This is a genomic window from Streptomyces auratus (assembly GCF_050433025.1).
Taxonomy (GTDB): domain Bacteria; phylum Actinomycetota; class Actinomycetes; order Streptomycetales; family Streptomycetaceae; genus Streptomyces; species Streptomyces sioyaensis.
The window spans coordinates 33764-49247 of the sequence record NZ_JBNGCB010000001.1 but is presented as its reverse complement, the minus strand read 5'-3'; the positions used below and the strand labels follow the sequence as shown (position 1 = coordinate 49247).

Annotated in this window: 17 protein-coding genes and 1 pseudogene; 11 read left to right on the top strand and 7 right to left on the bottom strand. The window is 68.1% G+C overall.

The genetic code is table 11. The annotated features are described in order from the left end of the window. Positions 1-50: 50 nt before the first annotated feature. Positions 51-2477, bottom strand: a complete 2427-nt coding sequence (locus BKA18_RS00230; RefSeq protein ID WP_366043526.1) for an integrase — start codon at positions 2475-2477, stop codon at positions 51-53. Continuing rightward, positions 2474-3232 (bottom strand): TnsA-like heteromeric transposase endonuclease subunit, encoded by a 759-nt coding sequence (locus BKA18_RS00225; RefSeq protein WP_366043525.1) that lies wholly within the window; start codon positions 3230-3232, stop codon positions 2474-2476. The genes BKA18_RS00230 and BKA18_RS00225 overlap by 4 nt, the downstream gene beginning before the upstream one ends. Positions 3233-4851: 1619 nt before the next feature. Between BKA18_RS00225 and BKA18_RS00220 the strand changes: the two genes are divergently transcribed. The 3 genes from BKA18_RS00220 (at position 4852) to BKA18_RS00210 (ending at position 7794) form a co-directional block, all read left to right on the top strand. Further along, entirely contained in the window at positions 4852-5115 is a 264-nt protein-coding gene (locus BKA18_RS00220; RefSeq protein ID WP_366043524.1) for a helix-turn-helix transcriptional regulator, read from the top strand. A gap of 158 nt (positions 5116-5273) precedes the next feature. Next, complete coding sequence (locus BKA18_RS00215; RefSeq protein ID WP_366043523.1) at positions 5274-6140, top strand: DUF6083 domain-containing protein; 867 nt, start codon at positions 5274-5276, stop codon at positions 6138-6140. A 166-nt stretch (positions 6141-6306) separates the two neighbouring features. Beyond that, on the top strand, positions 6307-7794 hold the full coding sequence (locus tag BKA18_RS00210) for a UvrD-helicase domain-containing protein (protein WP_366043875.1): 1488 nt from the start codon (positions 6307-6309) through the stop codon (positions 7792-7794). Positions 7795-8183: 389 nt separating this feature from the next. On the opposite strand, the gene BKA18_RS00205 is transcribed toward BKA18_RS00210, so the two are convergent. Further along, a complete protein-coding gene (locus BKA18_RS00205; protein WP_366043522.1) occupies positions 8184-8834 on the bottom strand; it encodes an HNH endonuclease family protein in 651 nt (216 codons plus the stop codon). Positions 8835-8976: 142 nt separating this feature from the next. Then, positions 8977-9210, bottom strand: a complete 234-nt coding sequence (locus BKA18_RS00200) for a DUF6207 family protein (protein ID WP_366043520.1) — start codon at positions 9208-9210, stop codon at positions 8977-8979. A 187-nt stretch (positions 9211-9397) separates the two neighbouring features. Here BKA18_RS00200 and BKA18_RS00195 point away from each other — a divergent pair, with 187 nt between their 5' ends. Further along, positions 9398-10099, top strand: a complete 702-nt coding sequence (locus BKA18_RS00195) for an HNH endonuclease family protein (RefSeq protein WP_366043519.1) — start codon at positions 9398-9400, stop codon at positions 10097-10099. 124 nt (positions 10100-10223) lie between these two features. On the opposite strand, the gene BKA18_RS00190 is transcribed toward BKA18_RS00195, so the two are convergent. Then, on the bottom strand, positions 10224-10349 hold the full coding sequence (locus BKA18_RS00190) for a hypothetical protein (protein WP_366043518.1): 126 nt from the start codon (positions 10347-10349) through the stop codon (positions 10224-10226). Between the two features lie 108 nt (positions 10350-10457). Then, complete coding sequence (locus BKA18_RS00185; protein ID WP_366043517.1) at positions 10458-10691, bottom strand: hypothetical protein; 234 nt, start codon at positions 10689-10691, stop codon at positions 10458-10460. A gap of 363 nt (positions 10692-11054) precedes the next feature. Between BKA18_RS00185 and BKA18_RS00180 the strand changes: the two genes are divergently transcribed. After that, complete coding sequence (locus BKA18_RS00180; RefSeq protein ID WP_366043516.1) at positions 11055-11318, top strand: hypothetical protein; 264 nt, start codon at positions 11055-11057, stop codon at positions 11316-11318. A 65-nt stretch (positions 11319-11383) separates the two neighbouring features. Here BKA18_RS00180 and BKA18_RS00175 read toward each other — a convergent pair whose 3' ends face one another. Beyond that, a complete protein-coding gene (locus BKA18_RS00175; RefSeq protein WP_366043515.1) occupies positions 11384-11647 on the bottom strand; it encodes a hypothetical protein in 264 nt (87 codons plus the stop codon). Positions 11648-11966: 319 nt separating this feature from the next. Between BKA18_RS00175 and BKA18_RS00170 the strand changes: the two genes are divergently transcribed. The 6 genes and pseudogenes from BKA18_RS00170 to BKA18_RS00145 all read left to right on the top strand — a co-directional run bounded on the left by BKA18_RS00170 (position 11967) and on the right by BKA18_RS00145 (position 15462). After that, entirely contained in the window at positions 11967-12503 is a 537-nt protein-coding gene (locus tag BKA18_RS00170) for a hypothetical protein (RefSeq protein ID WP_366043514.1), read from the top strand. A gap of 148 nt (positions 12504-12651) precedes the next feature. Continuing rightward, the gene (locus BKA18_RS00165; protein WP_366043513.1) at positions 12652-13014 is read left to right on the top strand and encodes a helix-turn-helix domain-containing protein; all 363 of its coding nucleotides are present in this window, start codon (positions 12652-12654) and stop codon (positions 13012-13014) included. Between the two features lie 432 nt (positions 13015-13446). Further along, positions 13447-13869, top strand: a complete 423-nt coding sequence (locus tag BKA18_RS00160) for a peptidase inhibitor family I36 protein (protein WP_366043512.1) — start codon at positions 13447-13449, stop codon at positions 13867-13869. Between the two features lie 65 nt (positions 13870-13934). Then, the gene (locus BKA18_RS00155; RefSeq protein WP_366043511.1) at positions 13935-14828 is read left to right on the top strand and encodes a hypothetical protein; all 894 of its coding nucleotides are present in this window, start codon (positions 13935-13937) and stop codon (positions 14826-14828) included. Positions 14829-14962: 134 nt separating this feature from the next. After that, a pseudogene (locus BKA18_RS00150) lies at positions 14963-15061 on the top strand (telomere-protecting terminal protein Tpg); the annotation flags it as partial. Between the two features lie 167 nt (positions 15062-15228). Next, positions 15229-15462: a hypothetical protein gene (locus BKA18_RS00145; protein WP_366043902.1), complete on the top strand. Its 234-nt coding sequence runs from the start codon at positions 15229-15231 to the stop codon at positions 15460-15462. Positions 15463-15484: the final 22 nt, after the last annotated feature.

Here is a 15484-nt window from a genome sequence, read left to right as displayed (position 1 = left end):
CGGTGTTCCCCTCTCCAACTATGCAGGTGCCTCATCCGCACCGCACTCCCTCACAAGACGTCGCCGTCGGTGCCAGCGTCCGCCTGCGCCTGATCGAACTGGGCGAAGATCTGCCGGTAGCGCTCTTTGAGGCCCTCGCCGACGCCGTCTTCCGCCCGCGCCCTGCCGGCATGTGCCCAGGCATCTAGCGCGGGATCTGGCGCCATCGCACCCTGCTCCCAGTCGATGCCCGGCCCCTCGTCGCCTTCCGGTGCGCCGTACAGGCCGGTATCGCCCAAGCTGAGGGGATCGACATCCGGGTCTGGGACGGACGGGGGGACTTTCGACCAGTCGATGGGGTCGCGCTCCGCGTACGGGTCGAACTCCCGCTGCGGGGCCGGCTCGGGCAGAGGCGCATACCCGTCCGGCACCAGTACCCGCCGCGCCTCGTCAGGCCCCCGTTCAGCCCGCTCCAACAACTCGGCAAGAGCATGGGCGATCGCCTCCTCGTCCTCGGTGCGCCCGCCGCGCTCCAGATGCCGGGAGACCGCAATGTCCCAAAGGAACTGCGTGAACGGCGCCCCGACCACATGACTATGGACCCATGTGGCATCCACCCACCCGTTGGTGTTGTGATCGCGCAGCCACACCCGGGACAGGTCGTTGGGGGTGTACCGGACCTCCCACCGGCCTTTCCTCTTGCCTCGCAGATCCGAGCGTGTGAGCCGGAAGGGGTTCAGTCCTTCCTGAGGATCGCGGGAGGGGTGGTCGTAAGTGCGGTTGTGCAGACGGATGCCCTGCTCGCTCACCCCGACCCACGCCGTCGGCAGCAGCCGAAGAAAATCCTCGCGGGTCAGCGGGATCGGCAGGTAGCCTTCGACCGCCACGCACGCCGCGTACATCTGGTTCGGCGTCAGATGGGGCAGATAGGCGTCGTAGGGATCGGCGAGCTCCGGGTGAGGTGTGTTCTGCCACTCCAGGGCGATCCACTGCTGGAGCAGAGCGTCGAGCTCGGCCAGCGTCCACAACCGCTCGCCGTTCACGCTCCGTCGCACCCGCACCGGGTCACGGCCCGTGTAGCTGTTTACGTGCTGGCTGAACTTCGACTTGACCGTCTTGAAGCTGCGCTCCACGACCCCTTTGTCCTGGCCGGTGCGCTTGCGGGCCGGCCGCACCGAAATGCCCAGGTACTCGCAGGCGTCGAAGAACGTCCGTCCGGCGAACACTGTGCCGTGATCGATGACGACCAAGTCGGGGATGATCACTGGCCGGGCCGCGGCGTGCGCGAACCGGGGTTCGACAGCGACCAGTTCCTCATACGGCAGGTCGGAGACGCTGGCGTGGACGGCCGCGTCGTACCCGGGCCGCATCGGCGCCGGGACCAGGGCCTGCGCCAGCAGTTCGCAGGCGTCCACTGCCTTCGTCGCCCGCCCCTTGGCGCGCGGCGCCGACACCAAGCCGCCACGGCCGGCCTTCCGCCGCTTGCCTCGCCGGCTCGGCTGCTTGGGCCGTACCACGGCAGCGATGATGCTGCGGGTCGCCACACAGATAGCGGCTGTCAGCTCAACCCGGGCGGGCTGGCCATCGTCGCCCAGCACCCACACATCCAGGTCGGTCGAGTCGATCTGGACCAGCTCACCCGGCATCGTCGCCTTCGTCACCGAGAACGGCGGCCCCATCCGCGCCCCCGGCGCACGCGCACCCGGGGGAGAGTCCCAGTCCTTGGGGTTGATGCCCAGCCGCCCCAACAGCTTGTACAGCGTCGGCTCCTCCGGAACCTTCACTCCCTCCCCGTGCGCGGCACGCACCACCCGCCGCAGCGACTTGAACAGCTTCCGCGCATCCGACGGCGCGTCCGCCCGCCGGCGCTGGCGCTCTACCAGCACCAGAAGCTGCTCTACTACGAGCGGGTCGGTCGCCCCGTACAGCCGCCGTCGCTTGGTGCTGCGCCCATCCACAAGATCGACCACGCTGCGCCGCCTGCAATAGGCCAGCCGCTTGGCCTGGACCGTTTGCCAGGACACCCGCCTGCCCAGCACCGCGTTCATCTCGGCAGCCTTGGCCTGGTACCGCTCGATGAACGTCGTCGACGCAGGGTCGAAAGCCGGCCGCGGCCGCGCCCCCGACGGCGCCCCGAGAGGCAGCCCGGTGTCAACCTCGACCACCGCCCGCTGCCACTGCCGCGCCGCCTCCGCCGCAGCGACCGGGATACCCTCCAGCTCTGCGAAGTCGGGCATTTCCGACTGGATCAGGGGATGCCCGGCCGCGTCGAGGACAGCGAAGTCGTCCGCCGCTGCCAGCACTGACAGGAGCACCGCGGCCGGCACCCCGCCGCTCTCCAACGGGTCCAGCAGCACCATCATCCCGTCCAGCCCGGCCACTAGGTACCGGCCGCCCTGCCACCGCACCTCGTCCCCGCGCGCCAGCACCCCGCGCGGTGCGCCGCGCACCTGCAGCGACGCCCGGTCCGCCGCAGCGACCGGCCCCGGCCCGCTCACGGCTGCTCCGCCGCGAACGGGCGGCGCATCGCCTCCGGCTCGCCCGTGCTCATCGGCCCCACCAATGATCCGGGACCTAGGGGCACGGCCCAGTCCAAGCCCAGGCGCCGCTTCCACAACATGTGGTAGAGGCGGGGGAGGGCCAGCAGGCGCGACACCCCGCACTCTTCGACGCCCTCCGCCAGCGGCCGCGGCTCGGCGAACGCGCGAGCCAGCGCAGCCTCCACCTCCGCGTCACCGAAACGCGGATGCCGCCGCCGCGACACCCACCGCAGATTCGCCAACGGCGTCCTCCCCGGCAGCCGAGGCGACGCCAGCTGCCAGGCCGCCTGCCCGCACGCCTCGCGCCACACGGACATCTCCCGCTCGAACCGCTCGCCCGGCCCCTTAGCCGGCCGGGCGACCACCACCACCGTCGCTCCGGAAACGGTGCGCACGAAGAAGTCCGGCACCAGCCGCCGCTCGCGGCCCCGCTCCCGCCAGACCAACTGCGCGGACCAAGCGCCGAAATCGACCACCCCGGGATGGAAGTCCAGCAGCATCGCCGTCGAAAGCCGCTCCAGCGAACGGCATCCCACCAGCCGCCTGTTGGTCGCCGCCCACCACCAGGTGACGATGCTTCGCTGGGAGGGATGCCGCGACGGCTTCCACACCTCGCCCCGCTCCGCCAGCGCTACCCCTGCCAATCGGTCCGCTGGCACGGTCCGGCGCACCTCGTTGGCGTCGAAGTGAAGAACCTGCAACTCCCGTGCCATGACGCCTCCCTGGCATTACGTCGTACTGCCGCGGCGTGCCGCCGACAACGGACTGTCAGACCAATAGCACAACGCTCGCTACCCTCTGTGCGGCGAATAGCGCGATCCGGACAGTCTTTTGCGGGCCGCGGGGCGCCCCCCGCTACGAGGCCGCCCGGCGGACGGGCAGGTGAACTCCGTTGACTTGATAAGTGAGTGCTCGGCTCGGCTTGGTGGCTTAAGCGGCGCAGACGATCAGGTTGGGCGCTCGGCACGCCTCCAGGCTGCTCTGCAGCTACGTGATGGCAGGCGCGAGGGTGTGAGGGAAGCAGGTGGGGGCTTGACTACCAAGCTGGAGCCGTCTGTGCTTCCTCCGGCCTGGGACCGGCGAGCACGGCCGAGGGCTCTTGTTCGGCGGACACATTCGCATGAGGCTCGACCAACGTGGGGCCGAGAGCCCAGGCGATCTCTTCCGCACCTTGGTCGTACGACCACCAGTCCGCTGCCCCGGCGGCTACGAGGCGGTCGAGCGTGGAGGCTAGGACGTCAGGAGGCGCAGCGCACACGCGCCCGATCCTTTCCGCTTCGATGGCGCCCCGAAGGCTGCCGGGAGGGAGGTGAGTGACCAGTGCGAGTGCGGTCAGCTGATCTGCGGCCGGCAGGTTGCGAAGTGCGCGGCAGGAGGTCAGGCGCAGGGCTTTGTCTGCGGCGTGGGCACGGTCTTGTCGCCTTGGTGCCTGTGTCAGGACCGCGGCGTCAAGCAGCTGCGCTGTGACTCCGCAGGGCGCACCTGTGGTACCCGCAGCTAGACGGATAAGCCAGCCGGGTTGCTCCAGTTCCTGCCACGGAGATGATTGTTGGTCCAAGCGCATGCTTCGTAGGAGGCCTGCCGGCAGGTGAAGCCGGCCTGAGGCCGTTGTCCGCAACGCGCCTTGCAGGGCAAGCAGCCGGGCGGCGGCGCCGACCTCGGCAGGAAGTGCGGCCGCGAGGTAGCTAAGCATCTCGCGGATCCTGACTGCTGCTCCCGGTCCCTGCTCCCGTCTCCTGCTGCGTCGTGGGGGAGCGGGAAGGGCGGATACCGTGAATGCGGCTTCGGGGACGATGGCGCTGTGTGCTGTGGCGTGTGCGCAGGCACTGCAGGCGTCGGTCAGTCGCCACAGGCGCCCGCCGCGTTCGCAGGTGAGCACTAGCAGGATGGCGCCTGAACAGCCGCGATGGCGCGGATGCCAATGGCAGCCCCGCGCGTGGCACTGGCAGGTGCGCAGATGCGTCGGCAGTGCGGCGCTCCGGGCGTGGGCGGCCAGATGCCCCACCACGGCGGGTCGTACTGCCGCCGTTCCCAGCGGCAAGGGCCTGCTCGCTGTAGGACAGTCCGGGCAGGCCATCACAGGGCCGCCGCGCTGCGGGCGCAGCTCGACTGTCCAGGTGCGCCGCACTGTTCGTCCGGTCGCGCACAGCCTCATGACCGCAAGCCTTTCTGTCTCGTCCGCGTTGAGGAGGGCGCCTCGCGGGCGGTGATGGGGGAGGGGTGGGCGGAACGTTAGTGCAGACCTCTGCCCTCCCTCGCGTGGCCGTCACCTGCGGAAATAGGGCAGAGGTCTGCACTGACAGGGCAGGGGTCTGCACCGTCGGATAAGAAGGTGACGATCTTCCCGCCCGACCCCAACCTCACCGCCCTGCGCCTGGAGCTGGGACGGCTGCGGGGCGAGCGCGGATGGACCTACGACGAACTCGCACGCCGTAGTGGCCTGGCCAGGCGCACCCTCATTGAGATCGAACAGGGCCGCACCATCGGCACCCTCAAGACCTGGCACGCCCTCGCCCACGCCCTCGACGTCTCCATCGAGCACCTCTTCGGCGTCCTCTGCGACGGCCACACGCCGCCAGCCGACGTCACCGAATAGCTTCCTTGCTCCGCCCTTGGATAGATCACCCGATCCGGGCCTCGACCGCGAACGCACAGACGAGAATCGAATGAACTCACGCCACGAGTGAGCCATCTGTGGGATGTGGACGGCATGGGCACCGCGATTCCGGCGCGCCGACTGTCACTTTCACGGCCATGCGCTCCACCACCGCCTTGCCAGCCCGCCGATGGGACGGCAGTCCCACCCGCCCGCACCACCGTCCACGCGCCCTGCGCGTCGCCGCGGACAGCCCCAGCCGCCTGCTGTGTGCGGCTCAGCCGGCACGCTGCCGCGACTGCGGCAACCGCATCGCCTGGTACGCCCGCACCAACCAGCACCCCATCAGCCTCCATCCGCACGAGATGACCGCGGCCGCCGTTCCCGCCCGATGCCGCTGGCACGTCAGCTCCGGCATCGCCCACCCCGCCCACGACGGCACACCCTGGTGCCGCGTCCCCCACACCCCCCTTTGCCCCGCACATCCCGCCACCGCGCCACTCACTCAACAGCTCGCCGAGCTGCGCCGTCATCTCGCACTGCGCACCCGACGCCTGCTCGACGCTGGCGCCTTCACCCTGCACCCCAGCGAACCCGCACCGGCCCCACTCACCACGCCGTGCCAGCCCGCCCGACCCGTGGTGCAGCTGCTGTACTGCCGCTACCTCGCACAGCGCCCTCTCGACGACATCCAGTGCGTCGCACAGACTCGCCTACGCCACCGCTGCACCCACCCCGTCCTCACCCCGGACACCCCAACGGGAACCTGGACACTCATATACGCCACGCCCTCCCACGGCCAACTCAACCTCCCCGCATCCGAGATGGCCGTCTACGACCTGGGCCAACTGCCCTACACAGAACAGCTGCGCTGGCGCGCTCAACGCTGCCCCCTCCACGCAGCCGCCTCGCACGTCGCCGATCTCGCCCTCACCGAGTGGGAGGTCTTCGACCCACTGCTCCACCACTCGCACATGCACCCCCGCCTGCCCACCGCCATCCGACACCGCGGACGCAGCACGTGATACCCGCGACTCCGCCCACCGCCACACACAGTCCCACGCGCCACGACCACGGACCACGCGGTCGCCCGGCCCACCGCCAGTACGCGTCCGCGACCCAAGCGCTTCACCAGATCAGCAACGCCCCAGCTGACACCCAACCCCGAACTATCCAGATGGAGCCCAGGTGCTGAAACCGACCGACGAACAAGCCGCTGCTGCAGACCACTTCCACGCCGGCGACCACCTCGCCCTACAAGCCGGCGCCGGCACGGGCAAGACCACCACCCTCGCCCTGCTCGCCCACGGCACCAAACGCCGAGGCCGCTACCTCGCCTACAACCGCGCCATCGCCCGCGACGCCGCCACCCGCTTCCCCGCCAGCGTCACCTGCAAGACGGCCCACGCCCTCGCATACGCCGCCGTCGGCCACCGCTACACCCGCCGCCTCAACGCCCCACGCCGCCCCGCCTGGCAGACCGGACAAGACCTGGGCCTCACCAAACCCGTACGCATCGGCGAACGCGAGGTCTCACAACGCACTCTGGCCAACATCGTCCTACGCACCGTCACCTGCTTCTGCCACTCCGCCGACCCCACCATCACCCACCACCACGTCCCCCACCTCCGCGGCCTGGAAAGCCAGACCCTGCACCGACAACTCGCCCAGCTCGTCACGCCCTTCGCCTACAAAGCCTGGAGCGACCTTCAGCACCCCGATACCGGCAAGGTCCGCTTCGACCACGACCACTACCTCAAGATCTGGTCCCTCTCGGACCCGAAGATCGACGCCGACTTCCTCCTCCTCGACGAAGCCCAGGACACCAACCCCGTCGTCGAGCAGATCTTCAACAACCAGCGCAACCACGCCCAGCTCGTCATGGTCGGCGACTCCGCCCAGGCCATCTACCAATGGCGCGGCGCCAAAGACGTCATGACCGGCTTCGACGGCACCGCCCTGGCTCTGTCGAAATCCTTCCGCTTCGGGCCCCGCCTCGCCCAGGAAGCCAACCGCTGGCTCGCCATCGCCGACGCACCCATCCGCCTGCAAGGCAACGAAGCCGTCCCCACCGAACTCGGCCTCGTCGACCGACCGGATGCCGTACTGTGCCGCACCAACGTCGGAGCCATCACCGAAGTCCTCCAACTCCTGGCAACCGGATACCGCGTCGCCCTCGTCGGCGGAGGCGAAAGCCTACGCACCCTTGCCCTGGCAGCCCGCGACCTTAAAGAAGGCCGACGCACCAGCCACCCCGAACTCGTACTGTTCACCTCCTGGGGCGAACTGCAGGACTACGCCAGCCACGACCTGGCAGGGCGCGACCTGCAGCCACTGGTCGATCTAGTCGACCAGCACGGCACAGACTCCATCCTCACCGCCGTCAACCAGCTCACCGACGAACGCCAGGCCCAGGTAACCGTCTCGACCGCGCACAAAGCCAAAGGCCGCGAATGGCCAAGTGTGAGGATCGCCGGGGACTTCCCACCACCTCGCGACAGCGACGAGCAGGACGACGCCGGCCGCCCCATTCCCTGCCCCATTGATGACGCCGAAGCCCGCCTCGCCTACGTCGCTGTGACCCGAACCCGGACCCTCCTCGACATAAGAGGCCTCGCCTGGATCGACCAACACCCTGATGGAAACTCCCGCACCACCCCACCCTCCACAGATCCATAACGCCGGCCACACACCGTCGGCAAGCCAGCCCCCCCGGGAACTCAGCCGCTGACCACCACCCCAGAACCTGGGCAGCCTTGGAAAAACTGGATGTATGTAAAGGCTGTTGGCTTTGCATTAAGGGCGCGGGGGAGCGCGCGCCTGGCGCAGCATGGTTTTGCCTGCAACGGCAAGACCCGCATGCTGATCGCCCTGGGCACCGAGGCAGCGATGAAGGGCTACGGCCCGAGTCCATCCCACGCCGAGGCAGCGCTGTGGCATAGCGACGTCGTCTCCGCACCGCCTGACTTAGCGCCGCTCCCCGGCCGCCAACGGTGCGCCGCAGGCCGTGCCTGCGGCGCACCGCTGCGTCCCGCCCAAGGGAAAGGCTGTGCGGGCAGAGTCTGGTGCTATACGGGGTCGTACTCGACGTCGGTGCTCTCGCAGCTGCCAGCGAGCTGGCGCAGGGTGTCGTGTTCGCGCCGGTCGATGGTCAGAGACCAGCGGAGTTTGGTGCCCACCCAGTCGGCCAGGTAAGTACACCGAGCCTCGGCCGCAGGCGGCATCCACTCGGCCGGGTCCTGATCGGCCTTGGACCGGTTGGTCTTCGCGGTGACCGCGACCAGGGAACGTTCGGCGCCAAGGTCGTTGGCGTAGGCCTGACGTCGCGCGGCGGTCCATTGTGAGGCGCCGCTGTCCCAGGCTTCGGCCAGCGGCACCATGTGGTCGATATCTAGGCCCGAAGGCCCGTTCACGGTCGCTTCGTCGTAGTAGGAGCGCCAGACGCCACCGGTGATCTTGCAGCCCGCGCCGACCGTGGGCTCGATGACGGCTTCGGCGAGGAGGACTTCGGCCCGGGTGTTGCAGCCGTCCTTGTCCTCGTCGATCCAGTGGCGGAACTTGGTGCGCTCGTAGCCGTCGCGCACTTCGGCGGCCTGGGGGAGCGCTTCGATGCCGTCGTAGAGGCTGAGAGTCTCGGCAGCCTGTGCGGGGGTGACTGTGGTGAGGGATAGCAGGGCGAGGGCCGCGGCCGCGAAGGCGCGAGCAGTCGTCTTATCCATGATCCGTTGATAGCGCTGGTACGTAGACCGTCGGGCGGAATCGGCCGTGGCGGTCACTCGGGGGAGTGGCAAGTCGTACTGGAGCGAGGAATCACGAGCTGGTCCTTCACGACCCGGAGATCGTCCGCGCGGCGTCGGATGGTCAGGCAGCGCCGGGGTCGAAGCTGCCGCCGGTCAGCGGTGCGCGACGTAGGTCGGCGTATGCACGGATAGTGACGCCGGGCTGGCCGGGGGTGCGCCAGGGGGCGGAGGGGCCGCTGGAGAGCCACAGCCGGCCGAGCGCGGCCGCCGCCTGACGGGCGGTGTCTTCGTCGGCAGCGGTGACGTCGACGACGACCAAGCCCGGCTCGTGCAGATGCTCTTGGGAGATCTTCATGGTCTGCCAGACGCATGTCGCCGACCAGAGGGTTCGCTGTCTGTGCGCACATTCACCCGGATGTGGGCCTGCGTGAGGCGGCGAAGTCCGCATGTGCGTCCGGCGTCGTGCGGGGCCGTCGGTTGACGTGCCCCCGCACGGTGGGTAGACCTCACGCTGATACCAATTCACCTGACCTGGGGGTCCTATGCATTCCGTGCGTCGTCTGGCGATTCTGGCCTGCCCCGTGCTGCTCTTCGCCGCGGCTGCGTGCACCCCCAGCACCCACCAAGACGCGAAGCCATCCTCATCCTCGAGCCCGTCCGCCAGCGGCAACGACGGGGGCTTGCCGCTCGCCCAGGCGGTGGGTCGGCTGAAAACGGCAGCCGAGTCCCGTACCGGGTACAACCGGGACAAGTTCCACCTGTGGACCGACGCTGACCACGACGGTTGCGACACCCGCAAGGAGGTTCTCCTGGCCGAGGCGGTGAAGAAGCCCCGCGAGGGCAAGAACTGCCGGCTGACCGGCGGGACATGGCGCTCGTACTACGACGACAAGACCGTTACCAACGCCCGCAAGCTCGACATCGACCACGTCGTTCCCCTGGCAGAGGCCTGGGATTCCGGCGCTTCGAAATGGACTGCCGAGCGCCGCGAGCAGTACGCCAACGACCTGGGAGCCGACCGCAGTCTGGTCGCCGTCAGCCTGGGCCCGAACCGCACGAAGGGCGACAAGGATCCCGCTGAGTGGATGCCGCCTGCCAAGGACGCCACCTGCACCTACGTCACTGACTGGGTCACGGTGAAGCTCCGCTGGAAGCTGACCGCCGACCGCGCTGAGACCGCGGCCCTGCAGAAGATCGCGGCCGGCTGCAAGGGCGCGACGGTGAAGTCCACGCCGGCACCGTAGAGGCGGGCGCGGGGTGCCCTTGCGTCACATTCGCCGCAAGTATGTGCATCACACCGCTCATTTCCACCTCCTCCCAGACCCGTCCGCGAGCCACGAACCCTGTCCATGCATCTCCGACAGCCGTTCACCAGCCCGTGCCGACCATGACGGGACCGGAGGCTGCGGTCAGGGCGTGGGGGACGGCGGCAGGCGGCTTGGCGGGGAGGCTGGCGGCGTGGGGTGCGGCAAGGTGCATGGGGAGAGTTGGCATCCGTCCATGCTGGCGCGGAGCCGGCGGGGTGTTGCCCTGCCGGAGGCCGGTAGCGGAACGCCCCGCGCCGGATGGTTCCGGGCGGGGCGTCCTCCTGCTCAACTGTCGTCAGTGCCAGTTCTGGATCCAGGTGGTGAGCAGGGTGATGGCGCTGCCGCCGGCCGCGTACAGAGCCCCGCGGAGGGGCTCCTGCCACATCGGCCGGTGGAGCGGCCCGTGGGGGCGGCGCGGCTGCCGCTGACGCATGGCCCAGCGCTGGCGCCAGAGGTCCCGGCGCCGCTGGTGGCGGCCCCGGCGCATGCCGGGCTCGTCCCCGGCCGGGGTGGTACCGTCGTTTTCCAAGGTGTTCCTCCAAGAAATGTTGGGGTCCTCGAGGTCCTCACAGGTGGTGCATCGCGTAGGGAGCCCTCTCGACCAGTGGCCTGAGAAACCGGGTCGGGGATGGGCTCTCTTTCGCGTTGTGTCGATGGTACCGAGCGTCAGGTTGAACACCTTCTGTCTGGCGTTGAGTTGTGGATGTTCGCTGTTCCGAACTGTTCCTGTCTGTTCCTGGAACCTTGTTCAGGGGGAGAGGAGTTCGTTCTCAACTGGGCTTTTCCTGATCCAGTGTTAGGTGCGTCACATTCGCGCGGGTCTACACGATGGTGAACAGGGTCGACAGTGACCCGATGATGAAGACCCACGTTGGTGCGCAGACACTCGCCGATGGGGACGAAGGGCGCCACGCCGCGCGGGTCAGGGGTCGCTGGTGTCCAGGTCGAGGCCGAAGGGCTCCGGGATCCGCAGGGCCCCCGCATCCCCCTCACCCCAGGCGCATACGCCGCGCGCGTCTACTCCCGCGGCCTGCACACCATTTCCGAGGACGGGCTGGACGGCGAGGACCGCTACCACGTGGTGCTCTGGCCCACGGACGAAGACCACCCTGCCCAGGTCCTCAAACGCTACCCCGAGCCCCTTCCCGGCGGCTGACACCACCGAACACATCGGATCGCAGCCCGCACACGCCCGCCCCAGAAACATTCCCGGCCGCCCACTCAGTTGAGCGCGTGCGGGCCGCGATCCGCGCCCGGGTCGCCGCGATGGTCGATGTCGCGTTGGCGGCGGTCGACGTCACCGCGCGGGTGTTCGTAATGAACGGCGGCGGACGATTCCACCGCCGACACCCGCCCGCCGCTGCGCACCGACCCCCGGTCCAGCAACCGGGGGAGCGGGAGATCCCTCACGGTCCCGCTGCGCCACGACCGCGCCGTCCTCGCCAGCGCGATTGTGCGCGAGAAGCTGCGCACCACGACCGCCATGCGAGGCCGGGTGTATGGCATCGCCGCACACCAACAGGCCGCGATACCCGAGCAACTGCTCGCGCCCCAGGAGGTGGCCCCCGACCCCCAGCCGCCCGGAGCCGAAGCCCGGCCTCCGGCCGACGATCGACCGACCTGACGGCGCTGCGGGCTTTCAAGGAGTCGCGCACCGACATGGAGGCCGTCGATCTCACCAACGAGCGGCTGCGTCACTCTCCACCGCGCGGCGGACCACCTCGTCGGCCTCGGCGCGGTGCCGCCCGACCAACTTGGCCGGAACTAAAGTTGTCGAGATTCCAACGGTAACTATAGTTGTCGTATGGCTTCGATTGAGATCACCCCCGAGGAGCGGGCCGAGCTGGGCAAGGCTCTTATTGATGCCCTCAACCCACTGGCGGTGGCTATTCGCTCCCGCCAGTCAGGGCTGTCTACGGCCCGCATGTGGGAGGCGGACCCGGTTGAGGTGACTCTGTCCGTCCTCGCCGCCTGGAAGGTGGTGGATACGGAGGTCAAGCAGCTGACGGCGGTCGCGGCGACGACAGCCGGCTCCTGCGGCGCGAGCTACAAGCAGATGGGTGCGGTCTGGGGCATAACTCGCCAGGGCGCGCGCAAGAAGTGGCCCGACGCAGTTCCTCGTCCTGCAGCCGCGGCGGCGCAGACGGGCGCGATGCTCGAACTCTTCGGCGGCACGGCCGAACTGGTGCAGGACCCATCGTCCGGCGGCTGGGCCTGGGCGGGTGAAGGCGCGGACGAAACGCGCGGCGCCGCCGAGGGCGGCACCTGGTACGCGACGAAGGAAGAGGCCGCCGCTCATGCCGGAGCCTTTCTGCGGGAGCATGCCGCGCCCCTCTCGTAGTGCTCCAGTGCGGCTTCGCCCGGCTCGTTACCGGGCCCGGGGGAGTGGGGCAACCGACCCGGTCGCACCATCCTGCCGCCGCGTCGGCGTGTCACACCCAAGCCCGCCAGCCGAGCCGCAGACAACAAGACCAACGAAGGGGGAATCCATGCCAAGCAGTATCTCTGCACAAAAAGAGGAAAACGGACGAGCCTTGTCCAGGGACCATACGGGCATCGATGATGCACCCGCGCAAGGCGCCGAAGGCCCGACACGCCCCCTCACGCCAGGAGACCCCGGCGGAATCCAACGCCTGACGCCCCGCGAGCGCCAAGTCCTCATTCTCATCGGGCAAGCAGCACCAAACCGGGCAATCAGTCGGCAGCTGGCCATTACCGAACGCACCGTCAAGGCGCACCTCGCCAACCTGATGATGAAGGTCGGTGTCTCCAACCGCATCGAAGCCGCGATCTTCGCCTACGTCCACCATCACGCCATCTCAGTGCCGGCCCCCTGCTTCCAGGCCGGTTAGCGACAGTCGGGTGCCGAGCGCTCCTCCATGTCGGGACGAGCGCTCGCCCTTGAAGAAGGCCGATTTCGAACTATTGGGAGCTTTGCTGGCGGCGGGACCAGCTTGTCCGCAGTCATGAACGCGTTGAACACATGCTGCAGCCCGCATCGACAGGGGTAGTTCCACGCCTCCGCCACCGTCCGGCGCCGGGTCTCTCAACAGTGCCCGTCCCGCCGCGAAGGGCCGCCCATCCTAAGCAACGACCTGCATAGTCGACCAGTTCATCGTCCTTCCGGACATCGTCTTTTGGGTCAATGCCTAAATGGCCAATAGCGGAGTGGAGGTGCAGAAGGAAGAATTGTAAATGCCCGCCCGGAACTTCCGGTCGGGATGCAGGACTTCGCAACGGATCAGCGAACGACTGTAACTCAACTTCAAAAAAAGGGGATACGCATGCGCAACGGACTTCTGACGACTGCTGCAGCCATCACTGCTGCGGTCGTGCTCGGCGTCACGGCTCCGACAGCCACTGCGGTCGATCAGGCTCACACCACGGCAGCCACCGCCTCCGACGCATCTGAAGCCAGCATGCACGGCGGCAGCCTCACGGTCTATGAGGACAGCAACTTTGGCGGCAGGAAGAAGTCCTTCACGAGGTCGGACTCAAACCTCGCGGACAACCTCTGGTCCGACGGCCGGACGAACATGAACGACTCCGCCAGTTCGATGAAGAACACCACATCGGACGACTGGAAGCTGACCTCGGACGCGGGCTTCCACGGTGACGTCTACTTCGCCCAACCGCACTCTACAGACAAGAAGTTCAGCGACAACTCCCTCGGAAACGACGAGCTGAGCGCCGTCCGGCGACTCTGACGGCATTGGGGCGTCGAGAAATCGGCGCCCCCTCTCCGTTCTCCATATCCCGCGAAGGAGACGTTATGTCGCTACTGAAGAGGAGTGTCACACTATTTCTTTTTGTGGCGGTCATGGGCTGCTCGGCTACACCCTCGAAGTCAGCAAGTGACTATGTTGCAGCTCCTGCAGTCAGCGACACGGCACGAAACCTGAAACTGCCGTTCGACACTTACAAGAGGTCTCTGGCTGATGTGTATCTGATCGAGGCCGCCGAGGATACTCTCATGCAGGACTGCTTGAAAGAAAAGGGAATAGGCTGGGCCCTGGTGCCCCGGATCGGCGGCCACGACGTCGATCCCCCGAACCGGCAACGCTATGGCATCATCGAGCCTGAAGTGGCCAAGCGATTCGGCTATCACATGCCGCCTGACGCGCCCCAGGTTGCACGTCACGCGGCGGAAAAAGATGACCGACGCAGTAAATTGAACCGAAGGGAAAGAACAGCCGCCTACGGAGCATCGGGCACTGGTGGTTGCTGGAGTCAGGCCCGCGGTGAATTGCTGAAGCATGCACCGAAAGGAAACTATGACCGTCTTCAAGGGCTTAGCCTGCGCATTTTCAGAGCATCTAGGAAAGACGCCGCAGTGCGGAGGTCATTCCTGACCTGGAGTGCCTGCATGCGAGAGAAGGGGTTCCGCTATCGCGACCCCCTTGATGCCGCCTCCGACAGCCGGTGGTACACGTCGGAGACCCCCTCCGTGCAGGAACAGGACGCGGCAACGACGGACGTACGCTGCAAACGGCAGACTGGTGTTGTCGCCGTCTGGTCGACGGCGGAGACGAGAATGCAGCAGGCGGTCATTCATGCTCATGCCGCGGAGTTCCGGGACTTCAAGGCATCGAAGTGCCGCTATCTAGAGGCCGCGCGACGCGTTCTGAGTCGCAGGGCTGGACGGGGCTCCGCCCGTTCCGGGTAGCCGCTCCGGCGCGGCTCGCCCGCTTGACAATCTCGTCGACCAGGAACGCGGCCGTCTCGCCGGCCTCGGTGGCGACGCTCAGGTGCAGCAGGTGCAGCTGCTTGGCGGCCGGGGAGGTCGGGCTGAGCGTGTGGGCCGTGCTGTCTCGCTGGCAGCCGCAGGTCCGCAAGCGCCGCCGCCAACGAGCCGCCGACACGATCACCGTGGAGACCCGCGCACAGTTCGGCTACTCCAAAGGGGGCACGTCGCGGACCTGTCTGTCGGCATACTCGGAACCTCGCCAGCCTTTGGCACGGCGCGCAGGCCGCCGCAGCTGCTGCTGTTCGAGACGTCCGCCGAGCAGCAGTGTTTCGACTGCAACACCCGTCGTCGCCGCAAGGTCCCCATCGACGGCTGGAGGATGGAACACCTCCAGGAGTCGGCGGACAAGGCGAAAACGGCCGCAGTACCCGCGCCCCGGCGTACGGGCGGCTCGTGCTCCTGCGCGGAACCGGAACTGACCGCGGTCATCCTGGGCCAGTCCCACCCGGCCGAGCCCGCCGAGCAGACGACCCCTGCCAGCGCCATCTACACCGCCTCCTGCCGCGCCTGCGGCGGCTCGTACGACAGACCATGGCGCCGCCGCGCGCCCTGACCAGGGTGTCGCCGGTGGACGG

What these genes read in the sequence shown, in the direction of transcription:
- BKA18_RS00170 (WP_366043514.1), top strand. Translation starts at nt 11,967, where the DNA reads ATGGCTTCGATTGAGATCACCCCCGAGGAGCGGGCCGAGCTGGGCAAG.
- BKA18_RS00175 (WP_366043515.1), bottom strand. Translation starts at nt 11,647, where the DNA reads ATGGCGGTCGTGGTGCGCAGCTTCTCGCGCACAATCGCGCTGGCGAGG.
- BKA18_RS00225 (WP_366043525.1), bottom strand. Translation starts at nt 3,232, where the DNA reads ATGGCACGGGAGTTGCAGGTTCTTCACTTCGACGCCAACGAGGTGCGC.
- BKA18_RS00215 (WP_366043523.1), top strand. Translation starts at nt 5,274, where the DNA reads ATGCGCTCCACCACCGCCTTGCCAGCCCGCCGATGGGACGGCAGTCCC.
- BKA18_RS00180 (WP_366043516.1), top strand. Translation starts at nt 11,055, where the DNA reads ATGGGGACGAAGGGCGCCACGCCGCGCGGGTCAGGGGTCGCTGGTGTC.
- BKA18_RS00165 (WP_366043513.1), top strand. Translation starts at nt 12,652, where the DNA reads ATGCCAAGCAGTATCTCTGCACAAAAAGAGGAAAACGGACGAGCCTTG.
- BKA18_RS00200 (WP_366043520.1), bottom strand. Translation starts at nt 9,210, where the DNA reads ATGAAGATCTCCCAAGAGCATCTGCACGAGCCGGGCTTGGTCGTCGTC.
- BKA18_RS00205 (WP_366043522.1), bottom strand. Translation starts at nt 8,834, where the DNA reads ATGGATAAGACGACTGCTCGCGCCTTCGCGGCCGCGGCCCTCGCCCTG.
- BKA18_RS00190 (WP_366043518.1), bottom strand. Translation starts at nt 10,349, where the DNA reads ATGCCAACTCTCCCCATGCACCTTGCCGCACCCCACGCCGCCAGCCTC.
- BKA18_RS00160 (WP_366043512.1), top strand. Translation starts at nt 13,447, where the DNA reads ATGCGCAACGGACTTCTGACGACTGCTGCAGCCATCACTGCTGCGGTC.
- BKA18_RS00155 (WP_366043511.1), top strand. Translation starts at nt 13,935, where the DNA reads ATGTCGCTACTGAAGAGGAGTGTCACACTATTTCTTTTTGTGGCGGTC.
- BKA18_RS00195 (WP_366043519.1), top strand. Translation starts at nt 9,398, where the DNA reads ATGCATTCCGTGCGTCGTCTGGCGATTCTGGCCTGCCCCGTGCTGCTC.
- BKA18_RS00145 (WP_366043902.1), top strand. Translation starts at nt 15,229, where the DNA reads ATGGAACACCTCCAGGAGTCGGCGGACAAGGCGAAAACGGCCGCAGTA.